Source organism: Psychromonas sp. Urea-02u-13, from assembly GCF_002835995.1.
Lineage (GTDB): Bacteria > Pseudomonadota > Gammaproteobacteria > Enterobacterales > Psychromonadaceae > Psychromonas.
In genome coordinates this window covers 24,514-45,060 of record NZ_PJBZ01000046.1, presented here as the reverse complement: position 1 = coordinate 45,060, position 20,547 = coordinate 24,514, and the positions used below count along the sequence as shown (strand labels likewise).

The 20,547-nt window shown below is 39.6% G+C and carries 13 protein-coding genes; 7 read left to right on the top strand and 6 right to left on the bottom strand.

Annotated elements, in window-relative coordinates; genetic code table 11:
* Window positions 1-36: 36 nt before the first annotated feature.
* A complete protein-coding gene (locus CXF74_RS06800) occupies window positions 37-2,442 on the top strand; it encodes a GH36-type glycosyl hydrolase domain-containing protein (RefSeq protein ID WP_101081663.1) in 2,406 nt (801 codons plus the stop codon).
* Window positions 2,443-2,630: 188 nt separating this feature from the next.
* On the top strand, window positions 2,631-4,043 hold the full coding sequence (locus CXF74_RS06795) for a phosphoglucomutase/phosphomannomutase family protein (protein ID WP_101081662.1): 1,413 nt from the start codon (window positions 2,631-2,633) through the stop codon (window positions 4,041-4,043).
* 172 nt (window positions 4,044-4,215) lie between these two features.
* Here the strand turns inward: CXF74_RS06795 and CXF74_RS06790 are convergent, their stop codons facing one another.
* Together CXF74_RS06790 and CXF74_RS06785 are read right to left on the bottom strand one after the other, a co-directional pair.
* Window positions 4,216-4,599, bottom strand: coding sequence for a DUF2799 domain-containing protein (locus tag CXF74_RS06790; protein WP_101081661.1), 384 nt, complete (start codon window positions 4,597-4,599; stop codon window positions 4,216-4,218).
* A gap of 121 nt (window positions 4,600-4,720) precedes the next feature.
* The gene (locus tag CXF74_RS06785) at window positions 4,721-5,707 is read right to left on the bottom strand and encodes a 2-hydroxyacid dehydrogenase (RefSeq protein WP_101081660.1); all 987 of its coding nucleotides are present in this window, start codon (window positions 5,705-5,707) and stop codon (window positions 4,721-4,723) included.
* A 521-nt stretch (window positions 5,708-6,228) separates the two neighbouring features.
* Between CXF74_RS06785 and CXF74_RS06780 the strand changes: the two genes are divergently transcribed.
* Complete coding sequence (locus CXF74_RS06780) at window positions 6,229-7,221, top strand: LacI family DNA-binding transcriptional regulator (RefSeq protein WP_101081659.1); 993 nt, start codon at window positions 6,229-6,231, stop codon at window positions 7,219-7,221.
* Window positions 7,222-7,338: 117 nt separating this feature from the next.
* On the opposite strand, the gene CXF74_RS06775 is transcribed toward CXF74_RS06780, so the two are convergent.
* Window positions 7,339-7,878 (bottom strand): hypothetical protein, encoded by a 540-nt coding sequence (locus CXF74_RS06775; RefSeq protein WP_101081658.1) that lies wholly within the window; start codon window positions 7,876-7,878, stop codon window positions 7,339-7,341.
* A gap of 4 nt (window positions 7,879-7,882) precedes the next feature.
* Entirely contained in the window at window positions 7,883-10,552 is a 2,670-nt protein-coding gene (locus tag CXF74_RS06770) for an Ig-like domain-containing protein (protein ID WP_101081657.1), read from the bottom strand.
* Between the two features lie 572 nt (window positions 10,553-11,124).
* Between CXF74_RS06770 and CXF74_RS06765 the strand changes: the two genes are divergently transcribed.
* Complete coding sequence (locus CXF74_RS06765) at window positions 11,125-14,259, top strand: glycosyl hydrolase family 18 protein (RefSeq protein WP_157822344.1); 3,135 nt, start codon at window positions 11,125-11,127, stop codon at window positions 14,257-14,259.
* Between the two features lie 245 nt (window positions 14,260-14,504).
* Window positions 14,505-15,464, top strand: coding sequence for a YeiH family protein (locus tag CXF74_RS06760; protein WP_101081655.1), 960 nt, complete (start codon window positions 14,505-14,507; stop codon window positions 15,462-15,464).
* A gap of 34 nt (window positions 15,465-15,498) precedes the next feature.
* Here the strand turns inward: CXF74_RS06760 and CXF74_RS22150 are convergent, their stop codons facing one another.
* Complete coding sequence (locus CXF74_RS22150) at window positions 15,499-15,666, bottom strand: hypothetical protein (RefSeq protein WP_198552805.1); 168 nt, start codon at window positions 15,664-15,666, stop codon at window positions 15,499-15,501.
* A 2,381-nt stretch (window positions 15,667-18,047) separates the two neighbouring features.
* Here CXF74_RS22150 and CXF74_RS06750 point away from each other — a divergent pair.
* Window positions 18,048-18,620, top strand: coding sequence for a hypothetical protein (locus CXF74_RS06750; RefSeq protein WP_101081653.1), 573 nt, complete (start codon window positions 18,048-18,050; stop codon window positions 18,618-18,620).
* Window positions 18,621-18,818: 198 nt separating this feature from the next.
* On the opposite strand, the gene tal is transcribed toward CXF74_RS06750, so the two are convergent.
* Window positions 18,819-19,781, bottom strand: a complete 963-nt coding sequence (gene tal / locus CXF74_RS06745; protein WP_101081652.1) for a transaldolase — start codon at window positions 19,779-19,781, stop codon at window positions 18,819-18,821.
* Window positions 19,782-20,097: 316 nt separating this feature from the next.
* Between tal and rbsD the strand changes: the two genes are divergently transcribed.
* Window positions 20,098-20,514 (top strand): D-ribose pyranase, encoded by a 417-nt coding sequence (gene rbsD / locus CXF74_RS06740; protein ID WP_101081651.1) that lies wholly within the window; start codon window positions 20,098-20,100, stop codon window positions 20,512-20,514.
* The last annotated feature ends 33 nt before the right edge of the window (window positions 20,515-20,547 follow it).

The following is a 20,547-nucleotide window of genomic DNA, read 5'->3' as shown; positions in this document are numbered from 1 at the left end:
TAAACAAATAAGTTTACTACAAAGTAAGGAAATACAATGAAATACGGTTTTTTTGATGATGCAAACAGAGAGTACGTAATTACGCGTCCTGATACTCCAGCGCCATGGACTAACTACTTAGGGACTGAAAAGTTCTGTACGGTTATCTCTCATAACGCAGGTGGTTACTCATTCTACAACTCTCCAGAGTACAATCGTGTCACTAAGTTCCGTCCAAATGCGTCTTTTGACCGTCCTGGACATTACGTTTATTTACGTGACGATGAAACTGGCGATTACTGGTCTATCTCATGGCAGCCAGTTGCAAAAAGCTTAGACGAAGCGAACTACGAAGTTCGTCACGGTCTTTCATACTCTAAGTTTAAATGTGAATACAACGGTATTACGGCAACTAAAACATTATTCGTACCAAAAGGCGAAGATGCTGAAGTCTGGGATGTTGTTATTGAAAATACGGGTGACAAGCCACGTACTATCTCTGCATTCTCGTTTGTTGAGTTCTCTTTCTCACATATTCAATCTGACAACCAAAACCACCAGATGTCTTTGTACTCTGCGGGTACATCTTATGATGCTGGTGTACTTGAATACGATCTTTTTTACAACACAGATGACTTCGAAGGTACTTATTACCTAGCTGCTACGTTTGACCCAGATTCATACGACGGTCAACGTGATGCATTCTTAGGTCGCTACCGTGATGAGTCAAACCCAATTGCTGTTGAAAACGGACAATGTTCTAACTCTGCGCAAACATGTAATAACCACTGTGGTTCTTTACACAAGCAATTCACTATCGCACCAGGCGAGAAAGTGCGTTTTGCATTTGTATTAGGTCTAGGTAAAGGTAACGGCGAACGTTTACGTAAGAAATACCAAGATTTAACAAATGTTGATGCTGCATTCCAAGGCATTCTTGATCACTGGGAAGAGCGTTGTAGCAAATTCCAAGTTAAATCACCAAATGCAGGTCTTGATTCAATGATCAATACTTGGACGTTATACCAAGCTGAAACTTGTGTTGTTTGGTCACGTTTTGCTTCGTTCATCGAAGTAGGTGGTCGTACTGGTTTGGGTTACCGTGATACAGCGCAAGACGCTATCTCAGTACCACATGCTAACCCAACAATGACACGTAAGCGTTTAGTTGATTTATTACGTGGTCAGGTTAAAGAAGGTTACGGTCTACATTTATTTGATCCAGATTGGTTTGATCCAGAGAAAAAAGACGTTGTACCGTCTAAATCACCAACGGTAGTTCCAACGCCATCTGATGATGACAAAATTCACGGTATCGAAGATACCTGTTCTGATGACCATTTATGGATCGTTCCAACGATTTGTAAATACGTAATGGAATCTGGCGAAGATAGTTTCTTCGACGAAGTAATCCCTTACGCTAACGGTACAGAAGCAACAGTATACGACCACATGAAAGCAGCATTAGATTTCTCTGCAAAATACGTTGGCCAAACAGGTATCTGTAAAGGTTTACGTGCGGATTGGAATGACTGTCTAAACCTTGGTGGCGGTGAGTCTTCAATGGTTTCTTTCTTGCATTACTGGGCACTTCAAGAGTTCTTAGATCTTGCTAAGCACTTAGGTAAAGAAGATGACGTTGCTAAATACACTGCAATGGCTGAAGGCGTGCAAAAAGCATGTGAAGAAGTACTTTGGGATGAAGAGGGTGGTTGGTACATCCGTGGTCTAACTAAAGACGGCGACAAAATCGGTACTGCACAACAAACTGAAGGTCGTATTCACTTAGAGTCAAACACACTAGCTGTATTGTCTGGTGCTGTGTCGAAAGAACGTGGTATCCGTGCAATGGACAGCGTTGATGAGCACTTGTACTCAGATTACGGTTTACACCTAAATTCACCGTCTTTCACAACACCTAACGATGACATCGGTTTTGTTACCCGTGTATATCCTGGTATTAAAGAAAATGGCGCAATCTTCTCTCATCCAAACCCATGGGCTTGGGTAGCTGAAGCTAAACTAGGTCGTGGCGACCGTGCTATGAAGTTCTACGATGCACTTAACCCGTACAACCAAAACGAAAACATTGATTTACGTGTGACTGAACCTTACTCATACGTACAGTTCATCAATGGACGTGACCATGTCGATCACGGCCGTGCTAACCACCCATGGTTAACAGGGACTTCAGGTTGGGCTTACTTTGCGGTCACTAACTTTATTCTAGGTGTGCGTTTAAGTTTTGACGGTTTAATCGTTGATCCATGTATTCCAACTGACTGGCCTGGTTTTGAAGTTTCACGTCAATGGCGTGATGCGACATTCAAAATCGAAGTTAAAAACCCAGACAACGTAAGTAAAGGTGTTAAATCTATTACGTTAAACGGCGAAGTTGTTGAAGGTTCAATCCCAGTGCAAGCTGCGGGATCTGTAAACAGCGTTATCGTAACTATGGGCTAAATGACTTGCTGTATCACTCGATTACAGCGTTAGGCGCTTTCGTTTATGTGAACATAAACGTCAAGCACCTGCCTTGTACTCAAGCGATACTTCGGCGTCATTAATGTCAGTATGATTTTTTAGGGAGCTTCGGCTCCCTTTGTCAGTAGAAACTATTCATAAGCTATTAAAACTATACGGAGATTCAAATGGTTAAGTTCGGAACAGGCGGGTGGCGTTCAATTATTGGTGAAGATTTCACTAAAGCTAACGTATGTCTAGTAGCACAATCTATTGCTAACATCATGATCAATGAAGATGTAGTAGAGAAAGGCTTTGTTATCGGTTATGACCGTCGTTTTCTTTCAGACAAAGCATCAAAATGGTTTTCAGAAGTATTAGCGGCAAACGGCATTAAAGTCAGTTACATTGACCGTTTTGTACCGACTCCTATTGTAATGTATCAAGCAAAAGAGATGGGTTGTATTTATTCTGCGTGTATTACTGCATCGCATAACCCTTCAGACTACAACGGTATTAAAGTATTTATCGAAGGTGGTCGTGATGCTGATGAAGTGATCACAGAAAAAATCGAAGAGCAGATGCCAGCGATTAAAGAAAGTGATATCAAGTCACTTGATTTTGATAAAGCAGTTGAAAATGGCCAAGTGGTTATCATCAATCCAATGAACGCTTTTGTTGATTCCGTGATTGCATTGTTAGATATGGATGCCATTAAACAAGCTAATTTACGTGTGCTTATCGACCCTATGTTTGGTGTGGCTAAAAACGCATTACAAACCGTATTAATTACAGGTCGCTGTGACGTTGATGTTATCAACGATGGTGAAAACCCTGGTTTTGGCGGTATGATGCCTTCTCCTTCTGCAGCAACGCTTTACCAGCTTAAACATCTTGTTGTTCACGGTGGTTACGATGTGGGTATTGGTACCGATGGCGACGCTGACCGTATTGGTATTATCGATGAAAAAGGTAACTTCGTTCACCCGAATGAGATCCTAATTCTTCTTTATTATTACCTGTTAAAATACAAAAAACAGACGGGTTCTGTCGTACGTAATATTGCTACAACACATACGCTGGATAAAATTGCTGCTGATAACGGTCAAAAATCATTTGAAGTACCTGTTGGTTTCAAACATATCAGTTCACAAATGGAAGCGGATGATTCTCTTCTTGGTGGCGAAAGTTCGGGTGGTTTGACGCTTCGTGGCCATGTTAAAGGTAAAGACAGTGTATTTGCTGCTAGCCTATTAGTAGAAATGATTGCAGTCACCGGTAAGAAGATCTCTGAGTTACTGAAAGAGATCTATGATATCTACGGCTACACATACACAGCTGAAGGCGATTGCACCTTTAAAGCGGATCAGAAAGCGGTTATCTATAATAAAATTTATGTTGATAAGTCACTACCTGAATTTTCCTATGAAATTGAGAAAGTGAGCTATGCTGACGGCCTTAAAGTTTACTTCAAAAATGGTGGTTGGATGATCGCACGTTTCTCTGGTACTGAGCCGTTATTACGTATCTTCTCAGAAATGGAAAATCAAACAGTTGCTGAAAGTATCGTAAACCAAATGAAGCAGTTCTTAGCACTGTAAAACATTGATTGAATCGTATTTTCCATTGGAAAATACGATAAATTTCAGGCGTTTTTAGCGATTAATTATTATTGCTAATTAAAGCAAATAACAAATAAAAAACAAAAAACAAAAAGGCCCAAGTAGAGTTGCTACTTGGGCCTTTTTTTATTCTTTTTTTTACTGTTAAAATTTATCTACTATTCGATGTTTTAGCATTTAACCAATCTTGTCGGAAAAATGCACCATTAGGAAAACGTTCACAAACACCTAAATAAGGTTTACCCAGCATGCCGAGCATGTTTGTATTTTTAGGTTCACAGTAAACGGTTACTGCTGTTAAATAACTGCTTTGATACGCTGAATAACTAACATTTCCACCATTAAACTGATCACTTAATGCCTGTAAATCAAGCTCAGACTTTTCCAATAAACCATTGCTACCATCGTATTCACCAACGGCTTGCCAGTTATTACTTTCTATATCGCTTTGTGTCTCTGTTGGAATAGACGAGCAAGAAAATAAAAACACGGATAAACATAAAATAAAACTTATTAACATAACCAAGGAAATCATCAACCTTCTTTTCTTCGGGCTTTTTATGTTTAATTTCTTTTTAACTTATTTAAGCGCACTAATTATATTTATTATGGACTTACCGGAAGAGCCTCAAGTCATGTGACTTGAGGCTTTTTATTTAAACGCGGTTAGGACTTTCATTACCCGCTTCTACCGCTAATAAGTTATCGATCGTTGTCTGTGCAATGCTATCTAATGCTTCATTGGTTAAGAATGCCTGATGGCCGGTGAAGATAACATTATGGCAAGCAGATAAACGACGGAAGGTATCATCGGTGATTATTTCACTTGAATGATCGGCAAAGAAAAGGTGATCTTCTTCTTCATAAACATCTAATCCTAAACCACCAATACGGCCAGATTTTAATGCTTGAATAGCATCTTCAGCATTTAACAGTGCGCCGCGGCTAGTATTAATGATGGTCACGCCATTTTTCATTTTTTGAAAGCTTTGCGCATTAAGTAGATGTTTGTTTTCGTCTGTTAACGGGCAATGCAAACTAATAATATCACTGCGTGCATACATCTCATCAAGCTTGACATATTCAGCACCAAGTGCGATTGCTTGATCCGATGGGTAAGGGTCATAGGCTAATACGTTACAACCAAATCCTTTAAAAATACGCATAGTTGCCACGCCAATTTTACCGGTACCAATAATACCCACAGTTTTACCATGTAAGTTAAAACCCACTAAACCATCTAGTGAGAAGTTAGCATCACGTGTGCGTTGATAAGCTTTATGAATACGACGGTTGAGGGTCATTAGCAAAGCAATACTGTGCTCAGCAACTGCTTCTGGAGAATAAGCGGGCACACGTACTATATTGAAATTTAAGCGTTTAGCTGCCGTTAAATCGATGTTGTTATAACCTGCACAACGCATTGCAATGGTATTAATGCCAAGTGTTGCGAGTCGAGATAAAACGGGCTCAGAAAGATCGTCATTTACAAAAGCACAAACAGCGTCATAACCTTTCGCTAGCACTGCAGTATGGATATTGAGTTGAGTATCAAAGTATTTAAAGGTAAGAGAAAGCGACTCTAGTAGCGGATTAAAGTGGTCTGTATCGTAATTGCGCGCACTAAACATAGCGATTTTCATTAATTAAACTCCAAATTATCATAGATTAAGTGCAATAGCATGACATATGTCAATTTAGATTGTTATAGCGATTACATAAATAGTGGTGTAGATAGTGGTGACTTTGCTAGTTCTAAGGGAAAAAAGAGTATTTTAGTCTGATATCTGGTGCTCTCTTCTGATATCTGGTGCTCTCTTCTGATATCTGGTGCTCTCTATAGGTATCGTATCTTGCTTTTACGCAAGGCATTGTAATATTTAGCACTCTCATCTGTAAACTGCATTTAAAGTTGGTATCGCATTTTTGCCACATAGTGCTTGGTTTTTGCTTGCCATTTGTAGCTGAAAAGTTATGTTATCGTAAAATTTCAACAAGGGGGGAATCCCCTTTTTATGGTTAATATAAACCAAGCTGGTTAAGATTAAAAATAGATTAATCATTGATAATATACTTAGCCAGTTAATCTACAATGTAATTAACCTTAAGCCAACAATATAATTAATAATAAACCAACAATAACATTATAAAATAAGTGAATATTATGGTCACAATCAAACAAGTTTCTGCTCTTTCTGGCGTATCAAAATCAACGGTTTCACGGGTTATTGCCAATAACGGTGCGGTGTCTAAAATCGCCCGCGAAAAAGTGGATGCAGCGATTCTTGAACTGGGTTATCGCCCGAACAGTTTTGCGCGTGGCCTGAAAAGTAATAAATCGGATATCGTCGGTGTTGTTGTGGTTAATATGGGCAGTGCTTTTTACGCTCAAGTGCTCGGTGGTATTCAAAAAGCCTTTGTTGATAGTGATAAACACTTAATGGTAAGCAGTGGTTTTGGTGATAAAGCGACTGAGTTTGAGACGATCAGTTCATTGATTGATAGACAGTGTGATGGTTTGTTATTGTTTTTAGAAAGTGACTTTACTAAAGCTGAAATTCACCAATTATGTAACCGTGATATTCCTATTATATTAATGGGAAGAAGTGGTATTCCTTACGGATATAACTCTGTGCAAGTGGATAACCAAGCGGGTGGTCATATTGCAGCAACAAGCTTGATTAAAGCGGGTCGCCAAAAAATAGTGCACCTTGCTGGTCCGCAAAACCTCGCCGATGCCCGCGACCGATTAAACAGTTTTTGGCAGGCAATAGAAGATGCTTCTTTAGATAAAAGCCAATGCCAAGCGATTGTTGGTACTTATAGCGAAGAGTTTGGTTATGAAAGTACTAAAACCTTATTAGAGCAAGGCGCTGACTTTGATGCTATTTGCGCCGGAGATGACGATATTGCCGCCGGTGTTTACATGGCCCTGCGCGAAGCGGGTAAAAAAATCCCCGAGGACATCGCGGTGGTTGGTTACGATGATAACTTTCATGCGCGCCATATGAATCCACCCTTAACTTCAATGCGCCAACCGATCGAAGAAATCGGCCTTCAAGCAGGAAAAATGCTGATAGAGATGATGCAAGGAAAAGACAAAATAGAGAATAATACCGTACTTGGTACTAGTTTTGTTGAACGGGCGTCAATATAAGAAAGGTTTGTTTAGGGTAAATGCGAATAAGGGCTTTAAAAAATATAATTTTAAAAGAGAGAGCAGGTAGTTCCTACTCTCTCTTTTATCGTAAAATGCGAGGAAGATTAACGGGATTTATTTCACTGCTTGATCCAACCAAATTACAATATCTGCTTCATAAGTTGCTTGCTCGGAGGTTTTACCTTTAGTTTCTTTATCGGGTAAATACAATCTATCTAACTTAATAAAGTAATTGCTATCAGCAATGTTAAGTGATCGTTTTTCATGTTTATTTAGTATCAAGTACTCGGCTTGATTAAGTGAAACAGATAATTTTCTATCTGCAATTTTCAACCTAATAGAGTGTTGTTCCTTACCTACCTTGAATGCAAAGCTGTGGCGTGCTTTTTTAATGCTTTCCAGTATTAATTCACCATGTTCATTGTTTATGGTTGTAAATAATATTGGGCCGGCAGCTGTTTTTTTACTGTGAGTTGTTAAGTTACACTGCTGACAGCTTGGTATGGTTGTAGAAGTCCACATGACAAGCATTTCATTATCAAATAACAATTGCTCGTCATGTATTTGAAATTGATTGTTATCTGTTTCACTATTAACGCTTTGGCAGGCGCTTAAAAGTAATAGTGAAAACATAACCGCTATGGTTTTGAACATATGATTATTCGCCTTGTAAACGTTTAAAGAATGCATCTGACGGTGTTTTCTCTGCGATAAATTTTTGGGTATCGATTAGCATAAAATCAATCTTTTTCTGGGTAACTATTGCTGATCGAGATTGCCCTGCATTACCAGGCCAGTGATCTTGAAACTTCAAAGAGACTTTTTCCCAGTCATTATGATCGTGCATCGTCGATACCACTTCCTTTTCTAGCCATGTCTCGTTTTCAAATACCCAAGTAGGGCCATTTATCTCTAGGACTCCAATTTTTCCTTCGATAATGCCATTACAGTTAAAATCGATGCCAGATGTGAATGTTCTTCCCAATCCTTTGCTCTCATCTATTTGAGTTTCGTCAAGTGTAGAACCTGTACCATTTGAGTAATCTATAAGGAAATGTTCAACGTTATTTCTTGGGCCGTTAATGAGTGATTGTTGATCACATACAGCACTGCCAGAAAAACGATGCCCGTAATAACGATCACCTTCATTATTACCAGGGCTTGCAAGTCCATCTAATTGGTACAGGTAATTCATCACACTGAGGTAGTTAGGTTTAAAGTTTATCCCATCATCTCCTCCGTGTAATAAGCCTAAATTATGACCAAATTCGTGCATGATGGTAGCTGCTTGAATATTGATTAAAGCATTGTTGTTTTCTATTGTATCTTTATTGAGCCCCCATTTTCCTAAGCTGATAATTGAATCGTTACCATTCATTTCAGCCAAGCCAGATGATCCCGCTTCACCATCTATATTTTGACTGCTTGCAAATAACATGTAGAAGAAAATTTGACGACGACGCAGATCCATATGTTGAGATTTATAATCAACAAGAGAGCTAACGCCGGCTTCTTTAGCAAAGTTAATTGTTTTCGTAAAAGGTACTGAATTGCCACCGCTCAAATCAAAGTCATCATGGCTAATATCTGCGCCAGGATGATACAGTGTGCCTGTATCAAAATGCACGCTGTAACCTCTATTTGAGAATGCTTCTTTAACTTTTTGTAATGCCTCTTTTTGTGGTGTGATACCGAGGTCATTACTTTTCATATAATCTACTTCAATGAAGATATCTTTTTGATTGCTACGTGCGCCCCATTGGTAAAGTGGTAACCCTGCGAATGTGCTATTTTTAAGCTCCGAGCAATCGGGAATACCATCATTATCATCATCTCGAATACAATCATTAACATCGTTAATACCAGCTGGTGTAGAGAAGTGTGTGGTAGTCCAATCACTGCCATTTCCACTATCCTGATGAGTGATACTACGAACTAAACTTTTTCCTGTAATTAAGGGAGCGGAAGATATTTGAGTATCAGAACCAAAACGAACAAGATCGACACTACTTTGATCGACACTATTAATTAATTCAATATAACCTTGTCCACTCCAGTAAGGCGCATAGTCAGGATCATCTATGACTATTAATTGTTTACTGTTTTGTGCGCTAGTTTGTGATGAGTTTGGGGACTCTTGGGCTTGTATAATGACATAACTATCTGAATCAATTAGTTGAGCGGGAAGTGAAAAATTATGGTTTTCAATAATATTACCCGTTGCATTTATACCTTTACTAATAAAATTGTAATCAGATAAATTAATCGTTTTACCTGTGCCATTGTAGATCTCAAACCAGCGACGAGAATTAGAATAAGCTGATGCAGATATTTCGTTAATAATGGGCGTTGTCATTATCATTTGATAATTTAAAATTATTCTTTCTAGATATAAACCATGATAATTTTCAATCTGCTCATTGAATTTCAATTGATACATAGAGTTATTTTGAAGAGGTGAATTGATGAGCAGTGTTATGCTTTTTATATAATCATCCGTCGCAGTTTTTCCAATGGGAGTCGTATATTTTTGTAATTTTACACAGCTTAAAAAGTTATCATGTGAAAGCTGAATAGAGCCAGAGCAATCATTATTATCACCATTCACAGTGATGCTTGAATTTTTAATTAGGTCGTCAAATGAGATTTGGATTGGTACTGTCGTAGAAAATAAATTACTTTGATCTAACAATTGAATTTTGGGAGCGATTGAGTCTGTTATTGTAATATCAAATCTAGCATCAGTTGATATTTCACCATCAGAAACCTGAATGATAAAGAAATCGCTTATTACCTGATCGTCACTGGGTGTATAAGTGACTTCTTCTGTCATCATGTTTAAGGCTATCGAGCCAAAAGCGGCCTGCTGGATCATGCGATAACTTAAGTGATCATGATTGGTATCAGTTGCGTTTAAGAAAAAGGAAGCTGGTTGATTAAAATTTACAGAGACACTTCTATCATTAAAAGTAGGTGCCTCATTATATATTTTAATTACAGGTGTAAGCGTCGATGTTAATGCTAGAGAAGTTTCTGCTTCTGGTGTTATAAGCGTCGATGTTAATTCTAGAGAGTTTTCTGCTTCTGGAGCTATAAGCGTCGATGTTAATGCTAGAGAAGTTTCTGCTTCTGGTGTTATAAGCGTCGATGTTAATTCTAGAGAGTTTTCTGCTTCTGGAGCTATAAGCGTCGATGTTAATTCTAGAGAGGTTTCTGCTTCTGGAGTTGTAAGAGGTGTCGGTGTACCACTTTCACCACTACCTCCACAGGCAAAGAGGGTGAGTGATGATATGAGCGTAACAAGTGATTTTTTTTTATATATATCCATATACTAACTTTTAATTCCATTTAATTATAAAGCGAGGATTATAAGAGTATTTATTTAATTGTCATTGATTTATATCGAAGGTTTATTGTTTTAATGTTTTTTGTTTGATCTTTTGTTGGCTGGAGAGCGAGTTATTACTATTCTTTCCATCATAATGATATTGCTGGTGGAAGGTTTACTATACCCATGTTGCTTTGATGACTTTACATATTGAAATAGCATAGATATACATATAAACCAAGCTGAAAACGCTTGAACGTAAACCTCTAATCGGCTATGAAAATTAATTTCATCTAAAAAAATTTTACCCATTATGGAATTTTTAAAATCAGAAAATAAATAGTACCTACTATAAAACTATTGTTATATCAATTAGATAACCAATAAGTGTTTGTTTTTTTGTGCAATTAAACTCGGAACTCTCGGCTAACATTCAATTTATTCATCTTAAAATACAGTTAACACCTTGAAATGGAACACAATTTAGAAATCTATTTATGAACTCTTATTCTGATTTTGCTATTCTACGCAAGAGTGACCAATGGATGGTTACCGATTCAAAGGATGGATTTATGAATAAGAAAATGTCGGTCTTAGCGATTGCGCTAAGTGCGGCTCTGGGTAGTACGTCAGCGTTTGCTGCGACTACAACAGAGTTTGTACCGGGTAAAACTAAAGTAAGCAACGGTGACGTTGTTATGTACCAAGGTGAGTGCTATGTAGCAAAAAATACCCCAGGGACTTGGGAAACACCTTCTTCTTCGGCAACGTGGTTTTGGGCATCAGCAACCTGTGATGACACAACACCCGTTGTTACGCCAACGCCAGCAGTAACGCCTACACCTGTCATTACGCCAACGCCTGTAATTACACCTACTCCTGTCATTACGCCAACGCCTGTAGTTACACCTACTCCTGTCATTACGCCAACATCAGTACCTACTCCAGTAGTGACACCAACACCTGTTGTTGGTAGCGGTATGTGGGATGCATCAGCAGTTTACAATACTGGTGATGAAGTAACGCATAATGGTATTACTTATGTTGCTGGCTGGTGGACTAAAGGCCAAGAGCCTGGCACAACAGGAAAATGGGGCGTTTGGACAGCACAAACTGTCGTTGTAACACCAACACCCGTTGTAACGCCAACGCCAGTTGTAACACCAACACCCGTTGTAACGCCAACGCCAGTTGTAACACCAACGGCAGTTGTAACACCAACTCCAGTTGTAACACCAACGCCAGTTGTAACACCAACACCTGTTGTAACGCCAACACCTGTTGTAACCCCTGTACCATCTTCGCATGAAGAATGTCGTCCTGAAGGTTTATACAAAACAGAAGGTATCGACGTTCCTTACTGTACTGTTTACCAAAAAGGCGGTATCGAGCAAGAGATCAATGGGACATCTCGTCGTATCATCGGTTACTTCACTAACTGGCGCAACGGTGCAAACGGTCAATCTACTTACCTAGCGACTGATGTGCCATGGGATAAAGTAACGCATATTAACTACGCGTTTGCGCATATCGATAATAACTACCGTGTTTCTATTGGTGATAATGTTTACCCAACTGAAATAGGTTATAACCCTGATCCAACTAACCCAAATACGGGTATGGTTTGGAATGATGTACCGGGTGCAACGGATGCCGATATGGATTCAAGCATGAAGTACAAGGGTCACTTAAACCTAATCAACAAATACAAGAAAGCGAACGGTGTTAAAACCTTGGTTTCTGTTGGTGGTTGGGCTGAAACTGGTGGTTTCTGGGGTGAAAACACAGGATCTACTTGTGCGATGACTGATGCACCAGTTGCTGAAGACAACTGGACTATGCCGGGTCAAAAAGATAAAGACGGTGTGATGAACACAGGTCCTTGTCCTATTGATGATTTAGGCCGTGTTGTTAACGGTGGTTTCTACGCAATGACAACTAACTCTGACGGTTCTGTTAATAAAGCAGGTATCGCAGCTTTTGTTAAATCTTCTGTTGATTTTGTTCGAGCTTACGGCTTTGATGGTATCGATTTAGATTACGAATACCCAACTGCACTGAAAGATGGCGGTAACCCGTACGATCGCGCAGCGCAAAACCCACGTCGTAACGGCTTAATGGCTTCTTACAATGTGTTAATGAAAGACCTTCGTGAAGCGATTGATGTCGCCTCTGCTGAAGATGGTGTTCATTATTACCTTACAGTAGCTGTGCCATCTTCTGGTTACTTGTTACGTGGTATGGAAGTATTCTCTGCAGGTCAATACCTTGATTTCATCAATATGATGACTTACGACTTCTCTGGTTCTTGGGGTGAAGTCGTTGGTTTCAATGGTCCTCTTTACGATAATGGTAAAGATCCTGAAATGAAACTGTTTGATGTTTACAACGCTTACGGCAACGTCGGTTACCTAAACATTGATTGGGCATTCCATTACTTCCGCGGTGTTGTACCTGCTGGTCGTATTAACGTAGGTCTACCATTCTATACTCGTGGTTGGAAAGGCGTTGAAGGCGGCGTAAACGGTTACGGCGGTAAAGCTAAAACTGCTGACTGTGAACGTGGTACTGGTACAGGTACTGAGCAAGGTTGTGGTAACGGTGCTGTTGGTATCGACAACATGTGGCACGATTCTGACCCACATGGTGCAGAGCTAGGCGCAGGTTCAAACCCAATCTGGCATGTTAAAAACTTAGCAAATGCACATATTGGTACATACGCTGAACAATATGGTTTAGATCCAATCAACAACGAAGCTGACAAGTTAGTAGGCACGTACACACGTTTCTACGACAAAGATGCTGAAGCTGCTTGGTTATGGAACCCAACTAAGAAAGTCATGTTAAATATTGAAGACGAGCAAGCGGTTCGTGCTAAAACGCAATATGTAGCAGATAAAGGCTTAGGCGGTATCATGTTCTGGGAAATGGCGGGTGACTATAACTGTTACGCTATTGTAGACGGCGTTCGTACTGAAAACGTTGTTCCAGAGTCTAACTGTGCTGCTGGTAACGGTGAGTACTTCATGGGTAATACATTAACTTCATTGGGTCACGAAATTCTATTAACTGCAGGCGCAGCGGATATGAACATGACTGATTCTTTAGTTAATCTTCCTGCTCAGAAACTAGATGTTACTGTTTCACTAGTGGGTTACGTCACTGACGAAAGTGTTGCATGGCCACAAACTTCAGAATGGTTGTTTACGAATAACAGTACACAAACTATTTCGAAGATTGCATTTAGCATTCCGTCTTCAACTGACTTAAGTAAAGACCTTAAGAAAGTGGGAACATTGATTAATCATGCTAACAACGGTGGCAACAAAGGCGCACCAGGTATGCAAGACGACTTCCATCGTTTCGCTACATCTGTAAACCTAGCACCGGGTGCAAGCCATACGATTAAGATTGACGCTCACTTACCTATTGGTGGTGGTCCATCTTCATTCGTATTTACAACTGGCTCAGGTGATTTCGCGGCTAAAACAGAAGTGAAAATGATTACTGACGGTGGCTGTGAAGCGCGTGGCATTGATGTGTCTACTGTTGAACCTTGGAAAAGTGGTTATAGTGCTAACTATTCTAAAGGTGATATGGCAATTCAAGACGGCCAAGTTTGGGCACGTGCTTGGGGTGGTAACGACGGAAAACCTGGTTCTGCTGAGAACTGGGTAACGGGTTGGAACCCTGTTTGTCCTTTATAAGATAAACAGCGTCATTTTAGTTTTGTAATACTGAAGCTAAAATGACAGCCTTAATAAAAAACAGAATAAAAACATAAGAAATAGTAAGCCCGATAACTCCTAGTGAGTTGTCGGGCTTTTTTGTATCTATTAATTTAAGCCAGGGTTAAATTTGTTTTAACCCTTGTTTAAATTGTTTTAAATATTCTTAACGATGTTGGGCGCTTATAATCACCTCACTAAAATAGATGCTTAATGAGGCACTCATGAATATCGTTGTTCCAAAAACAAACCTAAAAATAGAATTAAACAGTCGCTTGGTGATTTTTCTTGGCTTAGCAGTATTGTGTCTTTTCCCAATTATCTCCTCGCCTATCGCACTGGTATTAGGCTTTACCTTAGCCACATTAGGGTTAGTGCCCACGCAAATAAATACGGCCTTTTTCACTAAAAAACTGTTGGCTTATTCAATTGTTGGTTTGGGTTTTGGTATTAATTTAGAGCAAGCGATCACGGTCAGTTCAAACAATATTGGCATTATTGTTTGTTCAATTTTTGGCACGTTATTACTGGGGGCCGCACTTACCAAAGGTTTTAACATCAAACCGAAAACAGGGCATCTTATTGCTTCAGGTACCGCTATTTGTGGGGGGAGTGCGATTGCCGCGATTGCGCCTGCGATTGATGCTAATGCAGATGAAACATCACACGCCTTGGCGACTATTTTTATATTAAATAGTATTGCGTTGATTGTTTTTCCGCTAGTCGGGCATTGGCTTTTAATGAGTCAGCATGACTTTGGTATTTGGAGTGCGATTGCCATTCATGATACTTCATCGGTGGTGGGGGCTGCTTCAGCCTATGGTGACGAAGCGCTTCAAACGGCAACCACATTGAAACTTGCGAGAGCGTTGTGGATTATTCCGGTGGCGTTTATTAGCGCGCTTATTTTTAAAGGTGACAGTAAAAAAATTCCAGTGCCTTTGTTTATCTTGTTTTATTGTGTCGCAATTGCGATTGCTTATTACTTGCCACAGTTTGATGTGATTTATCAGGAAATATTCACCGTTTCAAAACGTTTGTTAGTCTTGTGTTTATTTTTAATCGGCGCGGGATTAACCATTAAAAGTATTAAGTCTGCGGGTTTTAAACCGATGATATTAGGGATTAGTTTATGGGTGGTTATTTCGACCAGTTCACTGGCTTATATACTACTGGTAATGTAAATACTTAGAAAAATGATAAGCTGATTAGCGGAGATTAATTCTCCGTTTTTTTATGTGTATTATTTTTATTATCACTATTAATAACGTAATAAAATAATAAGCTAAAAGCCACTAAGGTAAATGCTGCGCTGATCAAACCCGTGGTGAATATCGCAATTATCACGGATAACAAAACCAGACTAATAATGAGTTTATTTAACATCTATTTTCCTCTCTATTATTGACCCGAAAGGGCTGTGAGTTGTATTTCTAATTAGGCTTATTATTGGTAACTCAAGCTTCAATAGGAAATACAAAAATCGTCTATCTAATAACGATTTTAGACTTGAGCATGCTGGTGGAATTTGAAGCTAGCTTACTTAGTTTTGTTGTTTATCCCGCTAATGGGTCTGTGTAGTTTTCAGTTCGCTAAGCTTAAACTTACTGTGCATTGGTTTCGCCTCTCGGCGAGTCACTTTCCTTTGATGGTCAAAGGAAAGTAACCAAAGGAAAAGCGGCCACCCATTTTTTAATATTACACAGTCCAACTGATTAAACGCACCAGTTCAAACAATCCTCCTTTAGCAATAAAAATGGAAAGGACTTGTGGCGCCACATTGTTTCGTTTTCTTTATCAAAAATGTGGTTACGAAGTTTCTAGTTCGCCAAGCTCATCCAGTCTGTTTTAAGCTTACTTATCAGTGATTTCGCCTCTCGGCGAGTCACTTTCCTTTGACGGCCAAAGGAAAGTAACCAAAGGAAAAGCCGCCCTACCATTTTTTAATCTTGCTAAAGGAGAACTAATTAAACGCACCAGCTCAAACAACACATCCCTGTGCTGGTTGAGCTTAGAGCCGACTTCCAAGGGGCACGCAGAGCTTAGCCCGCTCATACACTATGCTGTCGCATAATTCGCTGTCGGCTCTTGCTAATCAGCCCTCCTTTAGCAAGAAAAATGGAAGGGGTGTCGCGCAGCCACTTTGTTTTGTTGTTTTAATAAAACCATTTTTTAGAAATAATTTCCTATTTAATAAAGCTCAGTGGCTGCACAGATCCCGTTTAGTTTTCCTTGTGGAATTAAGCGCTTCTGCAAGTAACGACATGGATGTCGATGCTAAGTGAAGATCTGGCCATGGATGGCCAGTCTGAACTGGTGCTTTGAGAAGTGATTGATTACACGAGATTAGAAAACGCCACGGGCCAGCTCTCTTTTGGTGACTTTTCTCTACTGGCTTAGAGAGCATGCTGCTTCACACTTTGAAACTACGTTTCAGTGTTCATTCGCTACTCGCCCACAAGGCGAAATAAATGCGACTTAGGGTTAGTCATCGCCTCGATGAGCGAAGACGAACTAGGCTCTTTTTTTGTATGAAAATGAATGTGAATAGCTACCATGTTCGTCAAGCTCATCCTGTCTGTATTTAGACTTACTGAGCAGTGATTTCGCCTCTCGGCGAGTCACTTTCCTTTGACGGCCAAAGGAAAGTAACCAAAGGAAAAGCCGCCCTACCATTTTTTAATCTTGCTAAAGGAGAACTGATTAAACGCACCAGCTCAAACAGCACATCCCTGTGCTGGTTGAGCTTAGAGCCGACTTCCTTGTCGGCTCTTGCTAATCAGTCCTCCTTTAGCAAGAAAAATGGAAGGGGTGTCGCGCAGCCACGTTATTTCGTTTTCTTTATCAAAAAATGTGGTTACGAAGTTTCTAGTTCGCCAAGCTCATCCAGTCTTGGTTTAGACTTACTGAGCAGTGATTTCGCCTCCCGGCGAGTCACTTTCCTTTGACGGCCAAAGGAAAGTAACCAAAGGAAAAGCCGCCCTACCATTTTTTAATCTTGCTAAAGGAGAACTGATTAAACGCACCAGCTCAAACAGCACATCCCTGTGCTGGTTGAGCTTAGAGCCGACTTCCAAGGGGCACGCAGAGCTTAGCCCGCTCATACACTATGCTGTCGCATAATTCGCTGTCGGCTCTTGCTAATCAGTCCTCCTTTAGCAAGAAAAATGGAAGGGAGTTAGCGCAGCCACATTGTTTGGTTTTATTAACAAAGAAATATGGCTATAGGTTTTTATCTTTTATGTTTTATTTATCTATTTATCTATTTATCTATTTAACAAAACTGAGTGGCTGCACGGATCCCGTTTAGTTTTCCTTGTGGAATTAATCGCTTCTGCAAGTAACGACATGGATGTCGATGCTAAGTGAAGATCTGGCCATGGATGGCCAGTCTGAACTGGTGCGTTGAGAAGTGATTGATTACACGAGATTAGAAAACGCCACGGGCCAGCTCTCTTTTGGTGACTTTTCTCTACTGGTTTAGAGAGCATGCTGCTTCACACTTTGAAACTACGTTTCAGTGTTCATTCGCTACTCGCCCACAAGGCGAAATAAATGCGACTTAGGGTTAGTCATCGCCTCGATGAGCGAAGACGAACTAGGATTACTTTATTACGCCACTTTGTATTTATTCCAATAAATAAAATGATAGTACGTTGTAATTTAAGTTTGGAGGGGTTTAATATAATATGCCTTTAATTACTCCGTTTAGATGCTGATAGACGGAAATTCTCTATTTAATAAGTTGTTATGTCACAGGAGAAGTGTTGAAAATATTCATAGATAACAATTTTTGGGATTATCTTGTCGATAACAATCTCAGTCTGGAAAGTTATTTTCCAAAGGTGCGTTTCTCTCTGTATATCACGACTCACGGTAAATATGAAATTGTTCAAATGCCAGAACGTTGTAGCACGGTTAAAGAGTATGCACAGAGAAATTTACATTCCGGAATGGTAAAAGAAGATGCTGTTTTTGGGTTTCATAGCGACCTTTTCCCAGAGGAGTATCAGCGTTCTTCAGGCTTTGGTAAAGGACGTTTTTCTACTACAGAAGAGCAAGCAATACTCCGAAAGTTGTTAGAAAAATACGGAACAATTGAAAAAAGACATGATACTCAAATATTATTCAAACAAGAAGCTGATATCCAAATAGCTGCTAGATCAATGTTTCATCCAATAATCACATTTGATGCAAAGAAAAAAGGTGCCCTAAATTACATGTCTAAAAATGGAGGGAAAGTTGTGTTTTTAAGTCGCAAAGAGAGTGAGTCTATCTCACCTAGTAAATTTATGAGAAATCTATTAAGACGAATAGATGTTTACAAATCAGTGACATAATAAGGAAATTAAACGGAATTTGATTTTCCCCCTCCTTAACGGAACTAAAGTAGTTTGGCATATTCCGTTAGGAACATGTTTAGCTAATTATCTTTATTTATACAATAACAACTCTATTCCTACATCGAATTGTGCATAAAACGCAACTTAATCACTCCTGAACAACACTGCTCAGAAGTGATTAAAAAGGGTAAAACCCTACCCAGCTAAGATTGCCATCAGCTGCTTCTCAAGCTTAATTTGATCAAGCGTAAAATTACGAATACCTTCGGCCAACTTCTCTGTTGCCATTGCATCTTCATTCATATCCCATCTAAACTGACTTTCAGAAAGCGCTTCAACGGGAGCACCTTTAGCTGAAATTTGTGGCGTTAAGTTGTGCTCAACCACCTCATCACTGGCCTCAAGCTGCGCCATCAAATCAGGGCTAATGGTTAATCGGTCACAACCGGCTAACGCTAAGACTTCTTCAATGCTTCTAAAACTGGCGGCCATCACAATCGTGTTGTAACCCTGCTGTTTGTAATAGTTATATATCTGAGTAACAGAAATAACACCTGGATCTTCGCTCGCTGGGTAGTGCGCGATGCCGGTTTGTTTTTTGTACCAATCTAAAATACGACCCACAAAAGGGGAGATAAGGAAAACGTTCGCTTCGGCGCAGGCTTGTGCTTGAGCAAAGCTAAATAGTAACGTTAAGTTACAGTTGATCCCTTGTTGCTCTAACAGCTCAGCGGCTTTAATGCCTTCCCAAGTGGCTGCTAGTTTTATCAAAATACGATCGTTAGTAATGCCTGCCTGATTATACAGCGCCACTAATTGCTGCGCTTTTTTAATAGAGCTCGCTGTATCAAATGATAAACGCGAGTCTACTTCGGTAGAAATTCGTCCTGGTACTATTTTTAAGACTTCTAATCCTACTAATACAGATAACTTATCGCAGGCTAATTCACTTTGTGTTTGTAGGTCACTGCTTTGCTCTTTAGCCCATTTAGTCGCTTCTACTAATAAGTGTTGGTAGTTCGCTAATGATGCTGCTTTTAATAACAGAGAAGGGTTGGTGGTTGCATCCTGCGGCTGAAATTTACTAATGGCTTCAACATCCCCTGTGTCTGCTACAACCGTGGAGATTTTTTTTAATTGTGAGAGTTGATTGGTCATATGCTCGCCTATTTTATTGGGGAAGAGAAAGTGTTCGTTAAGTGTGCCTTTTTTATTAATAGCAATTGATAAAGGGATAAGCAAGTTGCCATTAGCTGATAAAGACGATTGAAAATAAAGTCTATTTATTATTGTGAAACAGATCACCCATTACGATTAAATTTAATGCAAAGAAGGCGATGAACGTATAAATTTCACTCATCGAAACGTTTGCGCAAACGTTTCGACGAGTCTATCTTTACTTTTATTGCTATTTAGTCAGCAGGTAAATAGGCCATTAAATTATCTATTACTGCTTACAAAAGGTTGAGAGTTGATGAAAAAAACGCAGTTGTTAAACCCACAGTTATCTTATGTCGTTGCTTCTCTTGGCCATTTTGATGAGCTCACTATTTGTGATGCAGGCTTACCGATTAATGATCAAAATAAACGTATTGATCTTGCTTTAACACATGGCGTACCCAGCTTTATCGATACGGTGCGTGTGTTATTAACCGAAGTGCACATTATTGGTGTATTGCTTGCCGATGAGTTTGAGCAGGCCAACCCTAATATATACCACGCGTTAATCTCACTGTTAAAAGAGCAACAAGTGAATGGTCATCATATTGATATCCAATACATCAGCCATGAGTCATTCAAGACACGTACGCTACAAAGCAAAGCGGTGGTACGTACGGGTGAATGTAGTCCTTACGCAAATGTGATTTTTCAATCTGGTGTGGTTTTTTAATGACGCCGCTTTTAGCAACAAGTCATCGGGAGT

Coding starts and splice junctions, on each gene's coding strand:
- CXF74_RS06800 (WP_101081663.1), top strand. CDS start 37: ATGAAATACGGTTTTTTTGATGATGCAAACAGAGAGTACGTAATTACG.
- CXF74_RS06795 (WP_101081662.1), top strand. CDS start 2,631: ATGGTTAAGTTCGGAACAGGCGGGTGGCGTTCAATTATTGGTGAAGAT.
- CXF74_RS06790 (WP_101081661.1), bottom strand. CDS start 4,599: ATGATTTCCTTGGTTATGTTAATAAGTTTTATTTTATGTTTATCCGTG.
- CXF74_RS06785 (WP_101081660.1), bottom strand. CDS start 5,707: ATGAAAATCGCTATGTTTAGTGCGCGCAATTACGATACAGACCACTTT.
- CXF74_RS06780 (WP_101081659.1), top strand. CDS start 6,229: ATGGTCACAATCAAACAAGTTTCTGCTCTTTCTGGCGTATCAAAATCA.
- CXF74_RS06775 (WP_101081658.1), bottom strand. CDS start 7,878: ATGTTCAAAACCATAGCGGTTATGTTTTCACTATTACTTTTAAGCGCC.
- CXF74_RS06770 (WP_101081657.1), bottom strand. CDS start 10,552: ATGGATATATATAAAAAAAAATCACTTGTTACGCTCATATCATCACTC.
- CXF74_RS06765 (WP_157822344.1), top strand. CDS start 11,125: ATGAATAAGAAAATGTCGGTCTTAGCGATTGCGCTAAGTGCGGCTCTG.
- CXF74_RS06760 (WP_101081655.1), top strand. CDS start 14,505: ATGAATATCGTTGTTCCAAAAACAAACCTAAAAATAGAATTAAACAGT.
- CXF74_RS22150 (WP_198552805.1), bottom strand. CDS start 15,666: ATGTTAAATAAACTCATTATTAGTCTGGTTTTGTTATCCGTGATAATT.
- tal (WP_101081652.1), bottom strand. CDS start 19,781: ATGACCAATCAACTCTCACAATTAAAAAAAATCTCCACGGTTGTAGCA.
- rbsD (WP_101081651.1), top strand. CDS start 20,098: ATGAAAAAAACGCAGTTGTTAAACCCACAGTTATCTTATGTCGTTGCT.